18 protein-coding genes are annotated in these 21,796 nt (G+C 61.0%); 1 reads left to right on the top strand and 17 read right to left on the bottom strand.

The genetic code is table 11. From position 1 onward, the window contains the following. Positions 1–51 precede the first annotated feature (51 nt). Both fghA and AC07T0_RS00835 read right to left on the bottom strand, forming a co-directional pair. Positions 52–897, bottom strand: coding sequence for an S-formylglutathione hydrolase (gene fghA / locus AC07T0_RS00840; RefSeq protein WP_494999415.1), 846 nt, complete (start codon positions 895–897; stop codon positions 52–54). Positions 898–905: 8 nt separating this feature from the next. Next, positions 906–2,018: an S-(hydroxymethyl)glutathione dehydrogenase/class III alcohol dehydrogenase gene (locus AC07T0_RS00835; protein WP_248807047.1), complete on the bottom strand. Its 1,113-nt coding sequence runs from the start codon at positions 2,016–2,018 to the stop codon at positions 906–908. A gap of 107 nt (positions 2,019–2,125) precedes the next feature. Here AC07T0_RS00835 and AC07T0_RS00830 point away from each other — a divergent pair, with 107 nt between their 5' ends. Continuing rightward, complete coding sequence (locus AC07T0_RS00830; RefSeq protein WP_494999414.1) at positions 2,126–3,022, top strand: LysR substrate-binding domain-containing protein; 897 nt, start codon at positions 2,126–2,128, stop codon at positions 3,020–3,022. 166 nt (positions 3,023–3,188) lie between these two features. On the opposite strand, the gene ispD is transcribed toward AC07T0_RS00830, so the two are convergent. The 15 genes from ispD to bamA all read right to left on the bottom strand — a co-directional run bounded on the left by ispD (position 3,189) and on the right by bamA (position 21,724). Beyond that, positions 3,189–3,899 carry a 2-C-methyl-D-erythritol 4-phosphate cytidylyltransferase gene (ispD, locus tag AC07T0_RS00825; protein WP_494999413.1) on the bottom strand — a complete coding sequence of 237 codons (711 nt, stop codon included), beginning with the start codon at positions 3,897–3,899 and terminating at the stop codon, positions 3,189–3,191. After that, positions 3,896–4,174, bottom strand: coding sequence for a cell division protein FtsB (gene ftsB, locus AC07T0_RS00820; protein ID WP_017906255.1), 279 nt, complete (start codon positions 4,172–4,174; stop codon positions 3,896–3,898). The genes ispD and ftsB overlap by 4 nt, the downstream gene beginning before the upstream one ends. Positions 4,175–4,345: 171 nt before the next feature. After that, complete coding sequence (gene eno, locus AC07T0_RS00815) at positions 4,346–5,635, bottom strand: phosphopyruvate hydratase (protein WP_494999412.1); 1,290 nt, start codon at positions 5,633–5,635, stop codon at positions 4,346–4,348. A gap of 161 nt (positions 5,636–5,796) precedes the next feature. Further along, positions 5,797–6,642: a 3-deoxy-8-phosphooctulonate synthase gene (gene kdsA, locus AC07T0_RS00810; protein ID WP_100938597.1), complete on the bottom strand. Its 846-nt coding sequence runs from the start codon at positions 6,640–6,642 to the stop codon at positions 5,797–5,799. 18 nt (positions 6,643–6,660) lie between these two features. Continuing rightward, the gene (pyrG, locus tag AC07T0_RS00805; protein WP_494999411.1) at positions 6,661–8,292 is read right to left on the bottom strand and encodes a CTP synthase; all 1,632 of its coding nucleotides are present in this window, start codon (positions 8,290–8,292) and stop codon (positions 6,661–6,663) included. A 274-nt stretch (positions 8,293–8,566) separates the two neighbouring features. Next, entirely contained in the window at positions 8,567–9,895 is a 1,329-nt protein-coding gene (gene tilS, locus AC07T0_RS00800) for a tRNA lysidine(34) synthetase TilS (protein WP_494999410.1), read from the bottom strand. A 42-nt stretch (positions 9,896–9,937) separates the two neighbouring features. Beyond that, entirely contained in the window at positions 9,938–10,885 is a 948-nt protein-coding gene (locus AC07T0_RS00795) for an acetyl-CoA carboxylase carboxyltransferase subunit alpha (RefSeq protein WP_494999409.1), read from the bottom strand. A 149-nt stretch (positions 10,886–11,034) separates the two neighbouring features. Then, the gene (gene dnaE / locus AC07T0_RS00790; RefSeq protein WP_494999408.1) at positions 11,035–14,556 is read right to left on the bottom strand and encodes a DNA polymerase III subunit alpha; all 3,522 of its coding nucleotides are present in this window, start codon (positions 14,554–14,556) and stop codon (positions 11,035–11,037) included. A gap of 73 nt (positions 14,557–14,629) precedes the next feature. After that, the gene (rnhB, locus tag AC07T0_RS00785) at positions 14,630–15,256 is read right to left on the bottom strand and encodes a ribonuclease HII (protein ID WP_494999870.1); all 627 of its coding nucleotides are present in this window, start codon (positions 15,254–15,256) and stop codon (positions 14,630–14,632) included. Between the two features lie 11 nt (positions 15,257–15,267). Continuing rightward, positions 15,268–16,398, bottom strand: coding sequence for a lipid-A-disaccharide synthase (gene lpxB, locus AC07T0_RS00780; protein WP_494999407.1), 1,131 nt, complete (start codon positions 16,396–16,398; stop codon positions 15,268–15,270). 2 nt (positions 16,399–16,400) lie between these two features. Next, on the bottom strand, positions 16,401–17,177 hold the full coding sequence (gene lpxA, locus AC07T0_RS00775) for an acyl-ACP--UDP-N-acetylglucosamine O-acyltransferase (protein WP_494999406.1): 777 nt from the start codon (positions 17,175–17,177) through the stop codon (positions 16,401–16,403). Further along, complete coding sequence (gene fabZ, locus AC07T0_RS00770; RefSeq protein ID WP_040064770.1) at positions 17,174–17,614, bottom strand: 3-hydroxyacyl-ACP dehydratase FabZ; 441 nt, start codon at positions 17,612–17,614, stop codon at positions 17,174–17,176. The genes lpxA and fabZ overlap by 4 nt, the downstream gene beginning before the upstream one ends. 114 nt (positions 17,615–17,728) lie before the next feature. Next, positions 17,729–18,784, bottom strand: a complete 1,056-nt coding sequence (lpxD, locus tag AC07T0_RS00765; protein WP_494999405.1) for a UDP-3-O-(3-hydroxymyristoyl)glucosamine N-acyltransferase — start codon at positions 18,782–18,784, stop codon at positions 17,729–17,731. Between the two features lie 3 nt (positions 18,785–18,787). Next, complete coding sequence (locus AC07T0_RS00760) at positions 18,788–19,291, bottom strand: OmpH/Skp family outer membrane protein (RefSeq protein ID WP_248794627.1); 504 nt, start codon at positions 19,289–19,291, stop codon at positions 18,788–18,790. A 45-nt stretch (positions 19,292–19,336) separates the two neighbouring features. Then, positions 19,337–21,724 carry an outer membrane protein assembly factor BamA gene (gene bamA / locus AC07T0_RS00755; RefSeq protein WP_494999404.1) on the bottom strand — a complete coding sequence of 796 codons (2,388 nt, stop codon included), beginning with the start codon at positions 21,722–21,724 and terminating at the stop codon, positions 19,337–19,339. Between the last annotated feature and the right edge of the window lie 72 nt (positions 21,725–21,796).

Genomic DNA, 21,796 nt, shown 5'->3' with positions numbered 1-21,796 from the left:
GGCGTGATTCTACCTATTTTGCGGCAGATTAACCGCTAAGAGCTGCGCTGTTTAACCGCCAAGAGCCGCGCTGTGATGACGCAAGTGGTCGTCAATGAAACTGGCGATGAAGAAATAGCTGTGGTCGTAGCCCGGCTGCAGGCGCAATGTCAGCGGATGTTGTGCCAGTTTCGCCGCCTGTTGCAGCGCCTCAGGCTTGAGCTGGTTGGCCAGGAAATCGTCACGATCGCCCTGATCCACCAGGATCGGCAGCTTTTCAGTGGCCTCGGCGATCAGCACACAGGCATCCCATTCCCGCCAGCGCGAGCGTTCCTCGCCCAGATAGCGGGAAAAGGCCTTCTGTCCCCAGGGGCAATCCATCGGGTTGCTGATCGGCGCGAAGGCCGACAGCGACTGATAACGCCCGGGATTGCGCAAGGCGCAGACCAGCGCGCCATGCCCGCCCATGGAATGACCGCTGATACCACGCTTGTCCGAAGCCGGGAAATGCGCCTCGACCAGGGCCGGCAGCTCATGCACCACGTAGTCGTGCATCCGGTAATGCTCGGCCCAAGGTTGCTGGGTGGCATTGAGATAAAAACCGGCACCCAGGCCGAAGTCCCAGGCCTTGTCCGGATCCCCCGGCACATCGGTGCCACGCGGACTGGTGTCCGGCGCGACGATGATCAATCCCAGCTCGGCGGCCAGGCGCTGAGCGCCGGCCTTGTGCATGAAGTTCTCGTCCGTGCAGGTCAGGCCGGACAGCCAGTACAGCACCGGCAACTTGCCACCCTGTTCGGCCTGTGGTGGCAGATAAACGGCGAACACCATGTCGCAGCCGAGGACTTCGGAATGATGCTTGTAGCGTTTGTGCCAGCCGCCGAAGCTTTTCTGGCAGGACAGGTTTTCCAGGCTCATGAGCGACCTCAGAAATGGATGACGGTGCGAATGCTCTTGCCTTCATGCATCAGGTCGAACGCCTTGTTGATATCTTCCAGGCCCATGGTGTGGGTGATGAAGGTATCCAGCGGAATCTCGCCCTTCTGCGCCATCTCCACGTAGCTCGGCAACTCGCTGCGCCCACGCACGCCACCGAAGGCCGAACCGCGCCAGACGCGCCCGGTGACCAACTGGAACGGACGGGTGGAAATTTCCTGGCCGGCCCCGGCGACGCCGATGATCACCGACTCGCCCCAGCCCTTGTGGCAGCACTCCAGCGCCGCGCGCATCAATTGCACATTGCCGATGCACTCGAAGGAGAAATCCACGCCGCCATCGGTCATGTCGACAATCACTTCCTGGATCGGACGATCGAAGTCCTTCGGATTGACGCAATCGGTGGCCCCCAGTTGTCGGGCGATTTCGAACTTGGCCGGGTTGATGTCGATGGCAATGATCCGCGCCGCCTTGGCCTTGACCGCACCGATCACCGCCGACAGGCCGATGCCGCCGAGGCCGAAGATCGCCACGGTGTCGCCCGGCTTGACCTTGGCCGTGTTGATCACCGCACCGATCCCGGTGGTGACGCCACAGCCCAGCAGGCAGACCTTCTCCAGCGGCGCGTCTTTTGAGATCTTCGCCACGGAAATTTCCGGCAGCACGGTGTACTCGGAGAACGTCGAAGTGCCCATGTAGTGGAAAATCGTCTCGCCCTTGTAGGAGAAACGCGAAGTACCGTCCGGCATCAGGCCTTTGCCCTGGGTGGCGCGAATGGCCTGGCAGAGGTTGGTCTTGCCCGACAGGCAGAATTTGCACTTGCCACATTCCGGGGTGTAGAGCGGGATTACGTGGTCGCCCACCGCCACCGAGGTCACGCCTTCGCCGATCGCCTCGACAATCGCACCGCCTTCGTGGCCGAGGATCGACGGGAAGATACCTTCGGGGTCCGCGCCGGACAGGGTGTAGGCGTCGGTATGGCAAACGCCGGAGGCCACGACACGCAACAGCACTTCGCCGGCCTTGGGCATGGCGACATCGACTTCGACGATCTCGAGGGGTTTCTTGGCCTCGAAGGCAACGGCAGCACGTGACTTGATCATCCAGCAACTCCTGAAAAGTGAATAACGAAAACCCGAGTGTAAATCAGCCTTGGTTGATTAATAATCCAGCCAAAAGCAAAACATTATTGCTGTGCAGGGACAATCCAATGAATGACAACCGCTGGGAAGGCATCGACGAGTTCGTCGCGGTGGCCGAATGCAGCCAGTTCACGGCGGCGGCGGAGCGCCTGGGGGTGTCGTCCTCGCATATCAGCCGGCAGATCGCCCGGTTGGAGGAGCGACTGCAAACCCGCCTGCTTTATCGCAGCACCCGGCGGGTGACCCTGACCGAGGCCGGGCAGACTTTCCTGCAACACTGCCAGCGTCTGCAGGACGGACGCGAAGAAGCCTTGCGCGCGGTGGGCGACCTGACCAGCGAGCCCAAGGGCATGTTGCGCATGACCTGCGCCGTGGCTTATGGCGAACGTTTTATCGTGCCGCTGGTGACCAGCTTTATGGGGCTGCATCCGCAGTTGCGGGTGGATATCGAGTTGAGCAATCGCACGTTGGATCTGGTGCATGAAGGGCTGGACCTGGCGATCCGGCTGGGGCGCTTGCAGGATTCGCGACTGGTGGCGACCCGGCTGGCGCCGCGGCGGATGTATCTGTGTGCGTCACCGTCCTACCTGGAACGTTACGGTCGCCCTCATAGCCTGTCGGAATTGAGCCGGCATAACTGTTTGATCGGCAGCTCGGATATCTGGCAACTGGAGCAGGACGGGCGGGAGTTTTCCCAACGGGTGCAGGGCAATTGGCGCTGCAACAGTGGCCAGGCGGTGTTGGATGCGGCGTTGCAGGGAGTTGGGTTGTGTCAGTTGCCGGACTATTACGTGCTGAAGCATTTGCACAACGGCACGCTGATCTCCTTGCTCGAAGCCCATCAGCCACCGAATACGGCGGTGTGGGCGCTGTATCCGCAACAGCGGCACCTGTCGCCGAAGGTGCGCAAGCTGGTGGATCATCTCAAGGAAGGGTTGGCCAAACGGCCCGAGTACGCCATTTGATCGACGCCTGCAAATACCCTCTTGAGATCAACGCAGTCACTGTGGGAGCCGGCTTGCCGGCGATGAGGGCAGAGAGTCTTGCGTCAATCTTGCGGACGCCATCGCCGGCAAGCCAGCTCCTACACGAGTCCGCGTTCCATCGAGAAATAGCGTCGGGCCCCAAACTTCAGTGACGGTTGGCCCAACGCAGCCGCAGCCATTCCAGGTCTTCAGGCCGGGTGACCTTGATATTGTCCGAGCGCCCTTCGATCAGCCGCGGCGCCTGGCCTGCCCACTCCATCGCCGAGGCTTCATCGGTGATGGTCGCATCCGCCACCAGGCTGTCGGCCAGGGCCCGGTGCAAGGCGCCGAGGCGGAACATCTGCGGCGTATAGGCCTGCCAGATCAAGCTCCGGTCGATGGTTTCCAGCACCCGCCCGTGCTGGTCGACACGCTTGAGCGTGTCCCGGGCCGGCACGGCCAGCAGGCCGCCCACCGGGTCATTCGCCAACTCAGCGAGCAGGGTGTCGAGGTCATGACGCGACAGGTTGGGCCGCGCCGCATCGTGTACCAGCACCCAATCGTCCTCCGCCGCCCCCAGGGTATGCAGGTGCAGCAAGGCGTTGAGTACCGAGTCGGCCCGCTCGCTGCCACCCTCGACCCGCTGGATACGCGAATCCGCGGCACAGGCCAGGCCAGGCCAGTAGGGATCGTGCGGAGCAAGGGCAATCACCAGGCCCTTCAAGCCCGGATGATCGAGGAAACAGCCGAGGCTGTGTTCAAGAATAGTGCGCCCGCCCAGTGACAGATACTGCTTGGGACGGTCCGCGGCCATACGGGCACCGACGCCCGCGGCAGGAATCACGGCCCAGAAGGCCGGTAGAGAGAATTCAGTCATTGCGCCAGCTGATAAAGGGTTTCACCGTCCTTGACCATGCCCAGCTCATGGCGAGCGCGTTCTTCAACGGTCTCCATGCCTTTCTTCAGTTCAAGAACTTCCGCGTCAAGCACACGATTGCGCTCCAGCAGACGCTCGTTTTCGGCGTGCTGTTCGGCAATTTGCTGTGTCAGGTCGGCTACCTGCGCCAGGCTCCCATTGCCCACCCAAAGGCGGTACTGCAGGCCAGCCAGCAGCAAGAGCAGAACGAGGAACAACCAATTGGGACTGCGCATCGAATTTCAGTTATCCAGTGGAAAAGACAGCCATGCCAACCATTTCGAACCGACTGATAGCACGAAGCCTGGAAGACCCAGGCTTGTGCTCTCAAAGCATCAGATTAGTGCTAAAAAACTCGCGATAGCGACTTTTTCGACACAATCCGGTGTCTTTTTACCATCTACGGCTTAACCGCGAAACTCGGAGCGACCGTTGTACTTGGCCTTGGCGCCCAGTTGCTCTTCGATACGCAGCAGTTGGTTGTACTTGGAAACGCGGTCGGAACGGCACAGCGAACCGGTCTTGATCTGGCCCGCGGCGGTGCCCACGGCCAGGTCGGCAATGGTCGAATCTTCGGTTTCACCGGAGCGGTGCGAGATCACCGCGGTGTAGCCGGCGGCCTTGGCCATCTGGATGGCTTCCAGGGTTTCGGTCAGGGTGCCGATCTGGTTGAACTTGATCAGGATCGAGTTGGCGATCTTTTTATCGATGCCTTCTTTCAGGATCTTGGTGTTGGTAACGAACAGGTCGTCGCCTACCAATTGGGTCTTCTCGCCGATCTTGTCGGTGAGGATTTTCCAGCCATCCCAGTCGGACTCGTCCAGGCCATCTTCGATGGAGATGATCGGGTAACGCTCGGTCAGGCCTTTGAGGTAGTCGGCGAAACCTTCGGCGTTGAACACCTGGCCTTCGCCGGACAGGTTGTACTTGCCGTCTTCGTAGAATTCGCTGGCGGCGCAGTCCAGGGCCAGGGTCACGTCGGTGCCCAGCTTGTAACCGGCATTGGCCACGGCTTCGGAGATCACTTTCAAAGCATCTTCGTTGGACGCCAGGTTCGGTGCGAAACCACCTTCGTCACCCACGGCAGTGCTCAGGCCACGGGCCTTCAGCACGGCTTTGAGGTGATGGAAAATCTCGGTGCCCATGCGCAGGCCTTCGGAGAAGGTCTTGGCGCCCACCGGCTGAACCATGAATTCCTGGATGTCGACGTTGTTGTCGGCATGCTCGCCACCGTTGATGATGTTCATCATCGGTACCGGCATGGAGTAGACACCCGGCGTGCCGTTGAGGTTGGCGATGTGCGCGTACAGCGGCAGGTCCTGGTCCTGGGCAGCGGCCTTGGCGGCGGCCAGGGACACGGCGAGGATGGCGTTGGCGCCCAGGGTTGCCTTGTTCTCGGTAGCGTCCAGCGCGATCATCGCGTGGTCCAGACCCTTCTGGTCGGCAGGATCCTTGCCCAGCAACAGCTCACGGATCGGGCCGTTGATATTGCCGACAGCCTTCAGCACGCCCTTGCCCAGGTAACGGCTCTTGTCGCCATCACGCAGTTCCAGCGCTTCACGCGAACCGGTCGAAGCACCGGACGGCGCGCAGGCGCTGCCGATGATGCCGTTGTCCAGAAGCACGTCCGCTTCCACGGTGGGGTTGCCACGGGAGTCGAGAACTTCACGACCTTTGATGTCGACGATTTTTGCCATTGTTGTAAACACTCCAAAGTTGACGAAAACCCTGTAGGAACCAGCTTGCTGGCGATAGCGATCTTACGGACACCATCGCCGGCAAGCCGGCGCCTACAAAAGCTATACGGCCGGCAGGCCAGAGCGAAAATTTGTGTGGCAGTTTACCGAAGAAACGAGGATTACGCGGTTTCTACCGTCGGAAAACTCTTCACCAGCGTGTCCAAGGCCTTGAGTTGGGCCAGGAACGGTTCCAGCTTGTCCAGGCGCAGGGCACAAGGGCCGTCGCATTTGGCGTTGTCCGGATCCGGATGCGCTTCCAGGAACAGCCCGGCCAGACCCTGGCTCATGCCGGCCTTGGCCAGGTCGGTGACCTGGGCCCGACGACCACCGGCGGAATCCGAGCGACCGCCCGGCATCTGCAGGGCGTGGGTCACGTCGAAGAACACCGGGTATTCGAACTGCTTCATGATGCCGAAGCCGAGCATGTCCACCACCAGGTTGTTGTAACCGAAGCTCGAACCGCGCTCGCAGAGGATCAACTGGTCGTTGCCCGCTTCCACGCACTTGCTCAGGATGTGTTTCATTTCCTGGGGCGCGAGGAACTGGGCCTTCTTGATGTTGATCACCGCGCCGGTCTTGGCCATGGCCACCACCAGATCAGTCTGCCGCGACAGGAAGGCCGGCAACTGGATGATGTCGCAGACCTCGGCGACCACGGCGGCCTGGGCCGGCTCGTGGACGTCGGTAATGATCGGCACGCCGAACGCCTGCTTGATGTCCTGGAAAATCCGCATCCCTTCTTCCAGGCCGGGGCCACGGTAGGAGGTGACGGAAGAACGGTTAGCCTTGTCGAAGCTGGCCTTGAACACGTAAGGAATACCCAACTTCTCGGTAACCTTCACGTATTCCTCACAGACCTGCATCGCCATGTCGCGGCTTTCCAGTACGTTCATGCCGCCGAACAGCACCATCGGTTTGTCGTTGGCAATCTCGATGTCGCCTACGCGGATGATCTTTTGGGCCATGCTTCTATCTCTCCGAGATCATGCGTTCTTCTGGTGTTGAACCAAGGCCGCCTTGACGAAACCGCTGAACAGCGGATGGCCGTCACGCGGGGTCGAGGTGAACTCAGGGTGGAACTGGCAAGCAACGAACCATGGATGATCCGGGGCCTCGATCACTTCCACCAGTGCACCGTCACCGGAACGACCGGAAATCTTCAGGCCGGCCTCAATGATCTGCGGCAGCAGATTGTTGTTCACTTCGTAGCGGTGACGGTGACGTTCGACGATCACGTCCTTGGCATAGCAGTCGTGTACCAGGGAACCGGCTTCGAGCAGGCAGTCCTGGGCGCCGAGGCGCATGGTGCCGCCCAGGTCGGAGCTTTCGGTACGGGTCTCGACCGCGCCGGTGGCGTCTTCCCACTCGGTGATCAGCCCCACCACCGGATGACCGCTGGTGCGATCGAACTCGGTGGAGTTGGCATCTTTCCAACCCATCACGTTACGGGCGAACTCAATGACCGCCACTTGCATGCCCAGGCAGATCCCCAGATACGGCACCTTGTTTTCCCGGGCGTACTGCACGGCGGTGATCTTGCCTTCCACCCCACGCAGACCGAAGCCGCCGGGAACCAGAATGGCGTCGACGCCTTCCAGCAGCGCGGTGCCCTGGTTCTCGATGTCTTCGGAGTCGATGTAACGCAGGTTGACCTTGGTTCGGTTGGTGATACCGGCGTGACTCATCGCTTCGATCAGCGACTTGTAGGCGTCCAGCAGCTCCATGTACTTGCCGACCATGGCGATGGTGACTTCGTGTTCCGGGTTCAGCTTGGCGTCAACCACCGCTTCCCACTCGGACAGATCGGCACCGCCGCATTGCAGGCCGAAACGCTCGACGACGAAATCATCCAGGCCCTGGGAGTGCAGGATGCCCGGGATCTTGTAGATGGTGTCGGCGTCTTCCAGCGCGATCACCGCACGTTCTTCAACGTTGGTGAACTGGGCGATCTTGCGCCGCGACGAAATATCGATCGGATGGTCCGAGCGGCAGACCAGCACGTCCGGCTGCAGGCCGATGGAACGCAGTTCCTTGACCGAATGCTGGGTCGGCTTGGTCTTGGTTTCGCCGGCCGTGGCGATGTACGGCACCAGGGTCAGGTGCATCAGCATCGCGCGCTTGGCACCGACCTCGAAACGCAACTGACGGATGGCTTCGAGGAACGGTTGCGACTCGATGTCGCCGACCGTCCCGCCGATTTCCACCAGGGCCACGTCGGCATCGCCGGCGCCCTTGATGATGCGGCGCTTGATCTCGTCGGTGATGTGCGGGATCACCTGGATGGTCGCGCCCAGGTAATCACCACGCCGCTCCTTGCGCAGCACGTGCTCGTAGACACGGCCGGTGGTGAAGTTGTTGTTCTGGGTCATGGTCGTGCGGATGAACCGCTCGTAGTGACCCAGGTCCAGGTCGGTCTCGGCACCGTCGTGGGTGACGAAGACTTCACCGTGCTGGAACGGGCTCATGGTGCCCGGATCGACGTTGATGTACGGGTCCAGTTTGAGCATGGTGACTTTCAGCCCCCGCGCCTCCAGGATGGCCGCCAATGAAGCCGAGGCAATGCCTTTCCCCAATGAAGAAACAACACCGCCCGTGACGAATATGTAGCGCGTCATGAAAAACCCTAGAAGTCTGCGTTAAAGCGGTCCGAGCCGCCGGGGAAAGCGAAGGAAGGCCGAAGCCCCCAATTACCTGCGATCATCACAGTGCACCTTTCGAAAAACTGCTGCGTTGAGACGGGCCACGGGGACAAACCCGCGGTACGGTGCGCGCTACACATTTTTTGGAATCGCCCGGCAAAGACAGCCTGGTAATCGGCAACTCCTGCAATTGCTGGCAATCCACAGAAGTTGTATCAAGAAGGGAGCGTAGTCTACCGGAAAGCGCCTTTCAGCTCAAACCTTGATCGCTCGAAGGTGGTTGCCAATGCAAATGCCAGTCGCCCAAAGCCCCACCGTCCAAGCCCGGCAGGTTCGCCACGGCCAGCAATTCGTCGCCCCGATAGAGCAGCGGCAATCGGCCGCGGATAAACCAGGGCACGCCACTTTCGTTAAGCAGGCGCTTCAGATCGCGGTGTCCGCGGTCCGGCAGGTGCAGCACCTCGCCGCCCTGGCGATAACGAACCTGCAAGGGACCGGGCGGCGCCTCGCCGACCACCAGCAGTTCGCCGTTGTCCGGCAGTTCCAGTGGGCGATTCGGAGATTTCCAGGCGATATCCGCCAGCGGCTGGCGTAACCAGGAACCGCTCAACCACCACAGATGCTCGTCGGCCCGGTGCAATTCGCCCTCCGCCAGGCGCCATTTCGGCCGGGCATCATGGGCGGCATCACGCAGATCGTCCCAACCGGCCCAATGGTCGCTGTCCGGCAGCCGGGTCAGCGGTGCCAGCCAATGCCGCAGGGCGTTGCGCTGACGCGCCGGGGACAGGTCGATCAAGGCGTCGAGGGCCAGCGAGGGCATGCCCAGCCAGACGTGCCGGGAATGCGCCAAGGCATCGTCGAGGTCGACTTCGGCCAGTTCGTCGAGCAGTTCCTGGGCTTCGCGCAGGTGCGCGGCGCTACGCACCATGCTGCTCACCGCTTGCGGCCAGCGCCCGGTCAGCCCGGGGAAAACCCGCTGGCGCAGGAAGTTGCGCGAGAATTGCTGGTCACTGTTGGACGGGTCCTCGATCCAGCGCAGGTCGTGCGCGCGGGCATAACGTTCGAGTTCAGCCCGGGAAACGTCCAGCAGCGGCCGCACCAGATAGCCGCCACCGACCTCGCGCTGCGCCGGCATGGCGGCCAGGCCGCGCACTCCGGCACCACGCAGCAGGCGAAAGAGCAGGGTTTCGGCCTGGTCTTCGCGATGCTGGGCGGTCAGCAGCACATCATGCAACTGGGTGACGCCGGCAAAGGCCAGGTAGCGCGCGTCGCGGGCGGCGCGCTCAAGGCTGGCGCCCAGCTGGACGCTGACCCGAATCACCTGCAACGGCACCCCCAGCTCATCGCAGACCGCCTGGCAATGGGCCGGCCAGCCGTCGGCCACCGCCTGCAGTCCGTGATGGACATGCAAGGCGGCAATCCTGGGCAGGGGCCGGGTTCTCGCCTGGGTGGCGAGCAGGTGCAGCAGCACAGTGGAGTCCAGGCCGCCGGAGAAGCCGATCCGCCAGGTCTGGGCATTGCGCCAGGGCGAAAGGGCTTCGAGCAGCCTGCAGGGCAGATCGATATCAGGCTGACGCATGGGTTGCCCCCCGCGCTGGCTCACGAACGATAACGCGCGCTATCAGAGACCGTAGCTCATCAGACGCTCGTAACGACGAGCCAGCAGCGCATCGTTGTCGAACTTCTTCAGCATAGCCAACTGCGCGCTGAGTTCGGCACGAATCGATGCTGCCGCCGTGGCCGGGTCGCGGTGCGCACCGCCCAGGGGCTCGGAAATCACCTTGTCGACAATCCCCAGGCCCTTGAGGCGCTCGGCGGTGATGCCCATGGCTTCGGCGGCATCCGGGGCCTTCTCGGCGGTTTTCCAGAGGATCGAGGCACAACCTTCCGGGGAAATCACCGCGTAGGTCGAGTACTGCAGCATGTTCAACTGGTCGCACACGCCAATGGCCAGCGCACCGCCGGAACCGCCCTCGCCTATCACGGTGGCAATGATCGGCGTTTTCAGCCGCGCCATCACCCGCAGGTTCCAGGCAATCGCTTCGCTCTGGTTGCGCTCTTCGGCATCGATACCCGGGTAGGCGCCCGGCGTATCGATAAAGGTCAGGATCGGCATCTTGAAGCGTTCGGCCATTTCCATCAGGCGGCAAGCCTTGCGGTAGCCTTCCGGACGCGGCATGCCGAAGTTGCGGCGAACCTTCTCGCGCACTTCGCGGCCCTTCTGGTGACCGATAACCATCACCGGCTGGTCGTCCAGACGGGCAATACCGCCGACAATCGCCGCGTCGTCGGAGAAATGCCGATCGCCGTGCAGTTCATCGAACTCGGTGAAGATATGCCCGATGTAGTCCAGGGTATAAGGACGACGCGGGTGACGCGCCAGACGCGCGATCTGCCAGCTGGTCAGCTTGCCAAAAATATCTTCGGTCAGCGTGTTGCTCTTGTCCTGCAGGCGGGAAATCTCATCGCCGATGTTCAGCGAATTGTCGTTACCGACCAAGCGCAGCTCTTCGATCTTGGCTTGCAGGTCAGCGATCGGCTGTTCGAAATCAAGAAAATTCGGGTTCATAAGCATCCGTCTTGGGTCGAGCACAGTAGTTTTTACACAGCCTGGCCGGCCGATTGATCTGTATCGCGCCCTACCTTACGGGATATGGCGCGCTCAGGTCGAGATTAAAAATAGGGTCAAGGTCGGCGCGCACCGAGTGCGCCACCGTCCTAACGGTATTGGAGGAAGACGTTGTCTCGCCCGAACTGGTCACGCAATGCCTGAATCAGACTGTCCGCCGGGTCGATCCGCCAGCTCTCGCCGAACTGCAGCAAGGCCTTGGCGTCGCTGCCGGTGTACTCCAGGGTGATCGGGCAAGCCCCCCGGTGCTTGCCGAGCAACGCCCCCAGCCAGCGCAGTTGATCGCCCTTGAGCGCGTCGCTTTGCAGCTTCAGGCGCAGGCTCTCGGCCAGGTTGGTGCGGGCATCTTCCATGCTCATCACCCGCTTGACCCGCAGACGCAGGCCGCCGGAGAAGTCGTCGTTACTGACCTCGCCCTCGACCACCACCATGGCGTCGGTCTGCAACAGCGACTGGGCCGACATGAAGGCATCGGCGAACAACGAGGCCTCGATCCGCGCCGAACGGTCGTCGAGGGTGATAAAGCCCATCTTGTCGCCTTTTTTGTTTTTCATCACCCGCAGGTTGATGATCATCCCGGCCACTGTCTGGGTATCTCGGGCCGGCTTCAGGTCGATGATGCGCTGTCGGGCGAAGCGGCGGATCTCGCCTTCGTATTCGTCGATCGGGTGACCGGTGAGGTACAGGCCGAGGGTGTCCTTCTCGCCCTTCAGCCGTTCCTTGAGGGTCAGCTCCTTGGCCTTGCGGTGATTGGCGTAGACATCGGCGTCCGCTTCGACGAACAACCCGCCAAACAGGTCGGCGTGACCACTGTCGTGGGTGCGCGCGGTCTGCTCGGCAGCCTTGATCGCCTCTTCCATCGCCGCCAGCAATACCGCGCGGTTACGGTCGATATTGGCCTGGTAGGCCTTGGTTTCGTCGTGAAAATAGGGACCGAGGCGATCCAGCGCGCCGCTGCGGATCAGGCCGTCGAGGGTGCGCTTGTTGATGCGCTTGAGGTCGACCCGGGCGCAGAAATCGAACAGGTCCTTGAACGGACCGTCCTGGCGCGCTTCGGTGATCGCTTCCACCGGGCCTTCGCCGACGCCCTTGATCGCGCCGAGACCATAGATGATCCGGCCCTCGTCGTTCACCGTGAACTTGAACTCCGAGGCGTTCACGTCCGGTGCGTCGAGGCGCAGCTTCATGGTGCGCACTTCCTCGATCAAGGTCACGACCTTGTCGGTGTTGTGCATATCCGCGGACAGCACCGCGGCCATGAACGGTGCCGGATAGTGGGCCTTCAGCCAGGCGGTCTGGTAGGAGACCAGGCCGTAGGCGGCGGAGTGGGATTTGTTGAAGCCATAACCGGCGAATTTCTCCACCAGGTCGAAGATGTTACCGGCCAGATCCGGATCGATATTGTTGTTCGCGCAACCTTCGATGAAACCGCCGCGCTGCTTGGCCATTTCCTCGGGCTTTTTCTTACCCATGGCACGACGCAGCATGTCCGCGCCACCCAGGGTGTAGCCGGCCATGACCTGGGCGATCTGCATCACCTGTTCCTGATACAGGATGATGCCGTAGGTCGGCGCCAGCACCGGCTTGAGGCCTTCGTACTGGTAATCGGAGTGCGGGTACGCCAGCTCGGCGCGGCCGTGCTTGCGGTTGATGAAGTCGTCCACCATGCCGGACTGCAGCGGGCCCGGACGGAACAGGGCCACCAGTGCGATCAAGTCTTCCAGGCAGTCGGGCTTGAGCTTCTTGATCAGCTCCTTCATGCCGCGCGATTCCAGCTGGAACACCGCCGTGGTCTCGGCTTTCTGCAGCAGGCTGTAGGTCGGCTTGTCATCCAGCGGGATAAAGGCGATATCCAGCGGCGCCTCGTCGACCTTGGCGCGCTCACGGTTGATGGTCTTCAACGCCCAGTCGATGATCGTCAGGGTCCGCAGGCCGAGAAAGTCGAACTTCACCAGGCCGGCCGCCTCCACATCGTCCTTGTCGAACTGAGTGACCAGGCCGTCGCCCTCTTCATCGCAATAGATCGGCGAGAAGTCGGTCAGCTTGGTCGGCGCGATCACCACGCCACCGGCGTGTTTACCGACGTTACGCACTACGCCCTCAAGCTTGCGCGCCATCTCCCAGATTTCCGCCGCCTCTTCATCGACCTTGATGAAGTCCCGCAGGATCTCTTCCTGCTCGTAGGCTTTTTCCAGGGTCATGCCGACTTCGAAGGGGATCATCTTCGACAGGCGATCGGCCAGGCCGTAGGACTTGCCCTGGACCCGCGCGACGTCCCGCACCACCGCCTTGGCGGCCATGGAACCGAAGGTGATGATCTGGCTCACGGCGTTGCGGCCGTACTTCTCGGCCACGTACTCGATCACCCGGTCGCGACCGTCCATACAGAAGTCGACGTCGAAGTCGGGCATGGAAACCCGTTCCGGGTTGAGGAAACGTTCGAACAGCAGGTCGTATTCCAGCGGGTCGAGGTCGGTGATCTTCTGCACATAGGCCACCAGCGAACCAGCACCCGACCCCCGGCCGGGGCCGACGGGCACGCCGTTGCTCTTGGCCCACTGGATAAAGTCCATCACGATCAGGAAATAACCGGGGAAGCCCATCTGGATAATGATATCCAGCTCGAAATTCAGCCGGTCGACATAGACCTGGCGCTTGGCTTCGTAGTCTTCGGTGGTGTCCTTGGGCAGCAGTACCGACAGGCGCTCTTCAAGGCCGTCAAAGGATACCTTGCGGAAATACTCGTCGATGGTCATGCCATCGGGAATCGGGAAGTTGGGCAGGAAGTGCTTGCCCAGCTTTACTTCGATATTGCAGCGCTTGGCGATCTCGACGCTGTTTTCCAGGGCGTCGGGCAGGTCGCTGAACAGCTCGGCCATTTCCTCGGCGCTTTTGAGGTATTGCTGATCGCTGTAGTTCTTCGAGCGCCGCGGATCGTCGAGGGCCCGGCCCTCACCGATGCAGACGCGGGTTTCGTGGGCCTCGAAATCTTCCTGCTTGATGAAGCGCACATCGTTGGTCGCCACCAGCGGCGCGCCGAGCTTGTCGGCCAGGGCCACCGCACCGTGCAACTGCTCTTCGTCGTTGGGGCGGTTGGTGCGCTGGATTTCCAGGTAGAAACGGTCCGGGAACACCGCCATCCAGTCGCGGGCCAGGGCTTCGGCTTCGGCGGCGTTGTCGCCGAGCAGGGCCATGCCGATCTCGCCCTCCTTGGCCGCCGAGAGCATGATCACGCCTTCGCTGGCCTCGGCCACCCACTCGCGCTCGATGATCACCATGCCGTTGCGCTGGCCATCGATAAAGCCACGGGAAATCAGCTCGGTGAGGTTACGGTAGCCGACCGCGTTCATCGCCAGCAGGCTGATGCGGCTCAGCGGCGCATCGGGATCCTTGTTCGACAGCCACAGGTCGGCGCCGCAGATCGGCTTGATCCCGGTGCCCATGGCGGCCTTGTAGAATTTGACCAGGGAGCACATGTTGTTCTGGTCGGTCACCGCCACGGCGGGCATGTTCATGCCGACCAGGGTTTTGACCAGCGGCTTGATCCGGACCAGGCCATCGACCAGGGAGTACTCAGTGTGCAGGCGTAGATGAACGAATGAAGCCGGCATAGTGATCCTGTCTATATCTGTAAAAACAACAAGGCCCGGATTGTACCGGGCCTGGCCTAAAACATCAGCAGCGTCAAAGTTCGCTGGACCGCCCATGACGCTCATAAGCCAAACGTACCGGTGCGAACGAACGCCGATGAATCGGGGTCGGCCCCAGCCGCTGCAAGGCTTCCAGGTGCACCGGCGTCGGATAGCCTTTATGCCCGCCAATGCCGTAACCCGGGTAGATCAATTCGACAGCCGCCATTTCACGATCACGGCTGACCTTGGCCAGGATCGACGCCGCCGCGATGGCAGGCACCTTACTATCGCCCTTGACCACGGCTTCGGCCGCCATCGACAGCTTCGGGCAGCGGTTGCCGTCGATCATCGCCAGCTTGGGCTGGATGTGCAGGCCTTCGACCGCCCGCTGCATCGCCAGCATGGTGGCATGCAAAATATTCAGCTCGTCGATTTCCTCGACTTCAGCGCGAGCGATACACCAGCTCAGGGCCTTTTCGCGAATTTCGTCATAGAGCTTTTCGCGCCGGGCTTCAGTGAGCTTCTTCGAGTCGTTCAGGCCGAGGATCGGGCGCTTGGGATCGAGGATCACCGCCGCCGTCACCACCGCGCCGCAGAGCGGGCCACGACCGACTTCATCGACACCGGCGACCAGGTCTTCGGCATCCGCCACCAGGGTGAAGTCCAAGCCCATCTGCATTTTCAGGTTACTCATAGGGTTTTGCCGATCAGCTTCAACACCGCGTCGGCGGCCTGGTTCGAGGCATCCAGGCGCAAGGTGCGATGGATTTCGTCGAAGCCCCGGGTCTGCTCTTCGCCACCTTCGAGCAGCGGTGACAAGGTCCGCGCCAGGGTTTCGGGGGTTGCGTCGTCCTGCAGCAACTCGGGTACCAGCAGACGCTGGGCCAGCAGGTTCGGCAGCGAGATATAAGGGCTTTTCACCAGCCGCTTGAGAATCCAGAAGGTCAGCGGCGCCAGGCGGTAGGCAACCACCATCGGCCGCTTGTACAGCAAGGCCTCCAGCGTCGCCGTACCCGAGGCGATCAACACCGCGTCGCAGGCGGCCAGGGCCTTGTGGGACTGGCCGTCGAGCAGGGTCAGCGGCAAATCGCGCCCCACCAGCAAGGCCTCGATCTGGCTACGCCGCTGCGGACTGGCGCAGGGCATGACAAAACGAATGCCGGGGTGCATCTCACGCAGGCGTTGCGCAGTATCGAGGAACAAGCCCCCCAGGCGCCCGACTTCGCCACCGCGACTGCCTGGCATCAGCGCCACCACGGGACCGCTCGGCAAACCGAGTTCAGCCCGGGCGGCAGCACGATCGGCCTGCAAGGGGATGGCGTCGGCCAGGGAATGCCCGACAAACCGCACCGGCACGCCCTTCTCTTCATAGAAACGCGCTTCGAACGGGAACAGCGTCAGCATCAGGTCGCAACCTTCGCGGATCTTCAGCACCCGCTTCTGCCGCCAGGCCCAGACCGACGGACTGACGTAATGCACGGTCTTGATCCCGGCACGGCGCAGCTTCAGTTCGATATTCAGGGTGAAATCCGGCGCATCGATGCCAATGAACACATCGGGCCGTTCGGCAATCAGCGTCTGGATCAGCAGCTTGCGGCGCTTGAGCAGCTCTGGCAGACGACCCAGCACTTCCACCAGGCCCATTACCGACAGCCGTTCCATGGGGAAATAGGAGACCAGGCCTTCGGCCTGCATCAACGGGCCACCAACCCCAATGAACTCGACTTCGGGATGCTGGGCCTTGAGTGCCCGCATCAGACCAGAGCCGAGAATATCACCGGAGGCTTCCCCAGCGACCAGCGCAATCCGCAAAGTCGCCATGATCAGCGGGTAATGCCGCGGGTCGAGGACTGGATCGACTGGAGGAACACCGCTACTTCCGGGTACTGCGCGGCGGGTTCGACCAATTCGGCAATAGCTTGCTCCACCGTCAGCCCCTGGCGGTACACCACCTTGTAGGCCCGGCGCAGGGCGTGGATCACATCCTCGCTGAAGCCGCGACGGCGCATACCTTCGAAGTTCATGCTACGGGCTTCGGCGGGGTTGCCGAATACCGTGACGTAGGCTGGAACATCCTTGCCGATGGCGGTGCCCATACCGGAAAAGCTATGGGCGCCGATATGGCAGAACTGATGGACCAGGGTGAAGCCCGAGAGGATCGCCCAATCACCCATGTGCACATGCCCGGCCAACGCCGTGTTGTTGACCAGGATGCAGTGGTTGCCGATCACGCTGTCGTGACCGATATGCGCGTAGGCCATGATCAGGTTATGGTCGCCCAGGGTGGTTTCCGCGCGATCCTGCACCGTGCCACGGTGGATGGTCACCCCTTCGCGGATAACGTTGTGGTCACCCATGACCAGGCGTGTCTCTTCGCCTTTGTACTTGAGATCGGGCGTGTCTTCGCCTACCGAGGAAAACTGGTAGATGCGGTTGTGTCTGCCGATCCGGGTCGGGCCCTTGAGAATCACATGCGGCCCGATCACTGTCCCCTCGCCGATTTCCACACCTGCGCCGACGATCGACCAGGGGCCGACCTCAACGCCCTCGGCCAATATGGCCGTCGGATCGATGATTGCACGAGGGTCAATCAAACTCATACTTTCTGTTCCGCACAGATGATCTCGGCCGAGCAGACCGGCTTGCCGTCAACCGAGGCCTGGCATTCGAACTTCCAGATCTTGCGCTTGCAGCTGATGAACTTGGCTTCGAGGATCAACTGGTCACCCGGCAGCACCGGCTGGCGGAAGCGCAGCTTGTCGGAGCCGACGAAGTAGTACAGGGTGCCATCGGAAGGCTTCACGTCGAGCATCTTGAAACCGAGGATGCCGGCAGCCTGAGCCATGGCTTCAATGATCAGCACGCCCGGCATGATCGGATGCGCCGGGAAATGGCCATTGAAGAAAGGCTCATTGATGCTGACATTCTTGTAGGCACGAATGCGCTGGGCCTCGACATCCAGTTCCACCACCCGGTCCACCAGCAGGAACGGGTAACGGTGAGGCAGGTATTCGCGAATCTCTTTGATGTCCATCATTTCGTGGGGAAGCCTGTAGTAAAGAGTGGGAGCGCGCCACGCGCGGCTCCTCTAGCAAATCAAGAAGGCAGCTTTCGTACAGACTCGGGCAGCTACTTGATATGGAAAATGGTATCAGCCATCTGATGAAGCATTACCGTCCGGGGTCACGTCGCCTACCCGCTTTTCCAGCTGCCGCAAGCGCCGGGCGATGTCGTCGAGCTGGCGAATACGCGCCGCGCTCTTGCGCCACTCGACGGCCGGCTGCATCGCCGTGCCGGAAGAATAGGCACCCGGCTCGGTAATCGAGTGGGTCACCATGGTCATCCCGGTGAGGAAGACGTTGTCGCAAATCTCGATATGCCCCACCAGGCCGACACCACCGGCGAGCATGCAATGCTTGCCGATCTTGGTGCTGCCGGAAATCCCGCAGCAGGCAGCCATGGCCGTGTGATCGCCGACCTGAACGTTGTGGGCGATCTGAATCTGGTTGTCGAGCTTGACGCCATTGCCGATGATCGTGTCGGCCAGGGCCCCACGGTCGATAGCGGTATTGACGCCGATCTCCACGTCGTCACCGATGGTCACGCCGCCAATCTGGGCAATCTTCTGCCAAACACCCTTTTCGTTGGCAAAGCCGAAGCCTTCGCCACCGAGCACGGCACCGGACTGGATCACCACGCGCTTGCCAATGCGCACGTCGTGGTAAAGCGTGACCCGTGGCGCCAGCCAGCCGCCTTCGCCGATTTCACAGCGGGCACCGACAAAACACTGGGCCCCGACGCTAACCCCGGCAGCAATCCGCGCACCGCTCTCGATCACCGCAAAGGCACCGATACTGGCGCTCGGATCGACCTGCGCATCGGCGGCCACCAGCGCACTCGGGTGAATCCCGGCAGGCGCCTTGGGCTTGGGATCGAACAGGTGCGAAATACGCGCATAGGCCAGGTAAGGATCAGCCACCACCAGCGCATCGCCAGCATAACCTTCGGCATCGGCGGCCTTGAGCAACACGGCACCGGCCTGGCTGTCAGCAAGGTATTTGCGGTACTGGGGATTTGCCAGAAAGCTCAACTGAGCTGGGCCAGCCTCCTGCAAGGTGGCTAGCCCAGTGATTTGTTTCTCCTCGTTGCCACGCAAGGTGGCACCGAGGATCTCGGCCAATTGGCCGAGCTTGATGGTCGCTGTCATGGATTACTTCAGCTGGTTCATGCGCTCGATCACCTGGCGGGTGATGTCGTACTGCGGTTTGACATCGATCACGGCGCCACGCTCGAACACCAGGTCAAAGGCACCTTTCTTGATGACTTCTTCCACGGCGCTATCAAGCTTGGGCTTGAGCTGCTTGAGCATTTCACGGTCAGCAACGGCTTTTTGCTCGTTCAGCTCCTTGGACTGGAACTGGAAGTCACGGGCCTTTTGCTTGAATTCCAGCTCAAGACGCTCGCGCTCGCCTTGCTGCATCTTGTCGCCGCCCGCCACCAGACGATCCTGGATCCCCTTGGCGCTGCTTTCCAGAGCCTTGAGCTTGGTCAGTTGCGGACCGAACTTCTTCTCGGCATCGACCGCGTATTTCTTGGCTGCGTCGGATTCCAGCAGGGCCATCTGATAGTTCAGGACCGCGATTTTCATTTCGGCAAAGGCCGGGGTCGCTACCAGAACAGTGGCCAGCAGAACCAGTTGAGTCAACTTACGCACGATAAACTCCTACAAAATCCATTGTCGTTATCTAGGGTCAGGCCGTTAGAAGGTCTGACCGAGGGAGAATTGGAAAACCTGGGTTTCAGCGTTATTCGGTTCTTTGATCGGCATTGCCAGGGCGAAACTCAATGGCCCCAGAGCGGTCACCCAGGTCACGCCAACACCCACGGAACTGGCCATATTGCTGAAACTGATGTCGTTGCACTGCGTCTGCGACAGCGTGCCATTGGTGTTCCTGACCTGTTCGCACTTGGAGTCGAACACGTTACCCACGTCCCAGAACAGCGAGGTACGCAGCGAACGCTGGTCTTTCACGAATGGCAGCGGGAACAACAGCTCCGCACCACCTTGAATCAACACGTTACCACCGAACGGCAAGGCACTCGTGCTGGTATCGGCAACCGTACCGACGTTGCCGGTCACATCGACGCCACGACTTGGCGTGCCGCGCGGACCCAGGGTGCTGTCCTTGAAGCCACGTACCGAGTTGAAACCACCGGCGTAGTAGTTCTCATAGAACGGCAGACCGTTGGTCGAACCGTAGCCGTCGCCATAACCCAGTTCGGTATGGAAACGCATGGTGTAGGTGTCGCTCAACGGCTGGAATACCTGGCCGCGGTAGTCGAGTTTGAAGAACAACAGGTCACTGCCTGGGATGGTACTTTCCAGGGTCAGGCTCTGGGAATGACCACGGGTCGCCAGGACACCTTTGTTCAGGGTCGATTCCGACCAGCCGGCCGAAGCCTTGTAGTTCAGGAACTCATCGCCCTGATTGTTAACGAAGTTGAAGATTTCGTCGACGGTGTACAGGCCGGTCTGGATCTTGTCCTGCTGGGCCGTCAGGCCGAAGGTCAGGCGCGAGGTTTCGTTGATCGGGTAGCCGACGCTGACACCGGCACCCAGGCTGTCCACGGCATAGCTGGCGACGCTGACATCGAGCTGAGCGTAGTCAGTGGTGCGATAGAACACGTTGTAGCCCAGGCTGACACCGTCCGGCGTCCAGTAGGGGTCGACATAACCGAAGTTATAGCGGCTCTGGTACTGGCTGCGGGTCAGGCCGATGCTGACCTTGTTACCGGTACCGAGGAAGTTGTTCTGGGTGATCGAGCCGCCCAGGATCAGACCGGCACTCTGGGCAAAACCGACGCTGGCGGTAATCGAACCCGAGGCCTGCTCTTCCACGGCGTAGTTCACGTCAACCTGGTCGTCGACACCCGGAACCGCCGGGGTTTCGACGTTGACTTCTTTAAAGAAGCCCAAACGTTCAAGACGGGTCTTGGACTGGTCGATCAGGTAGGTGGAAGCCCAACCGCCTTCCATCTGACGCATTTCACGACGCAGCACTTCGTCCGCGGACTTGGTGTTGCCACGGAAGTTGATGCGGTTGACGTAGGCCCGCTTGCCCGGGTCGACCACGAAGGTGATATCGACGGTGTGATCGTCATCGTGCGGCGTCGGGACGCCGTTGACGTTGGCGAAGGTGTAGCCGTCGTTACCCAGGCGGCGGGTGATCAGTTCCGAGGTGGTGGTCATCAGCTTGCGCGAGAACACCTGCCCCTTCTCCACCAGCAGCAGGGATTTGACCTGGTCTTCAGGCACCTTCAGGTCACCACTGAGCTTCACGTCACGGACCTTGTACTTCTGGCCTTCGGTGACGTTGACCGTGATATAGACGCTTTTCTTGTCCGGGGTGATGGAGACCTGGGTCGAGGCGATATCCATGTTGATATAGCCACGGTCCAGGTAGTAGGAACGCAGGCGCTCCAGGTCACCGGAGAGCTTTTCACGGGCGTACTTGTCATCGTTCTTGAAGAACGACAACCAGTTGGTGGTCTTGAGTTCGAACAGGTCGATCAGGTCTTCGTCCTTGAATACCGAGTTACCCACCACGTTGATGTGCTGGATCGCGGCGACGGTGCCTTCATTGATCTTGATCTTCAAGCCAACGCGGTTACGCGGTTGGGGAACGACTTCGGTCTCGACCTCGGCCGAGTAACGGCCCTGGGCCACATACTGACGTTGAAGTTCGTTACGCACGCCTTCAAGGGTCGCGCGCTGGAAAATTTCACCCTCGGCCAGGCCGGACTGTTTCAGACCCTTCATCAGATCGTCAGTCGAGATCGCCTTGTTGCCTTCGATATCGATACTGGCCACCGAGGGCCGTTCAACGACCGTGATGACCAGGACGTTACCTTCGCGCCCCAGTTGGATATCCTGGAAGAAACCGGTTTTGAACAGCGCGCGAGTGGATTCCACCAGGCGACGGTCATCCGCTTGCTCCCCGACATTCAACGGTAACGCGCCAAAGACGCTACCAGCGGATACCCGCTGGAGGCCATTGACACGAATATCGGAGATAGTGAAGGACTCGGCGTGAACTTCGGCGATCATCAATACGGTGAGAACCGCAGTTAGCAGCAGACGTTTCATGAAGTCCTTTCTTATTCCAACTGGCAATAAACAAACTGCCGCACAATGCGGCAGATTCGCAATTTTCGCGAA

Source organism: Pseudomonas sp. GW821-FHT04D07, from assembly GCF_059420225.1.
This window is presented reverse-complemented; position numbering and strand designations above follow the sequence as displayed.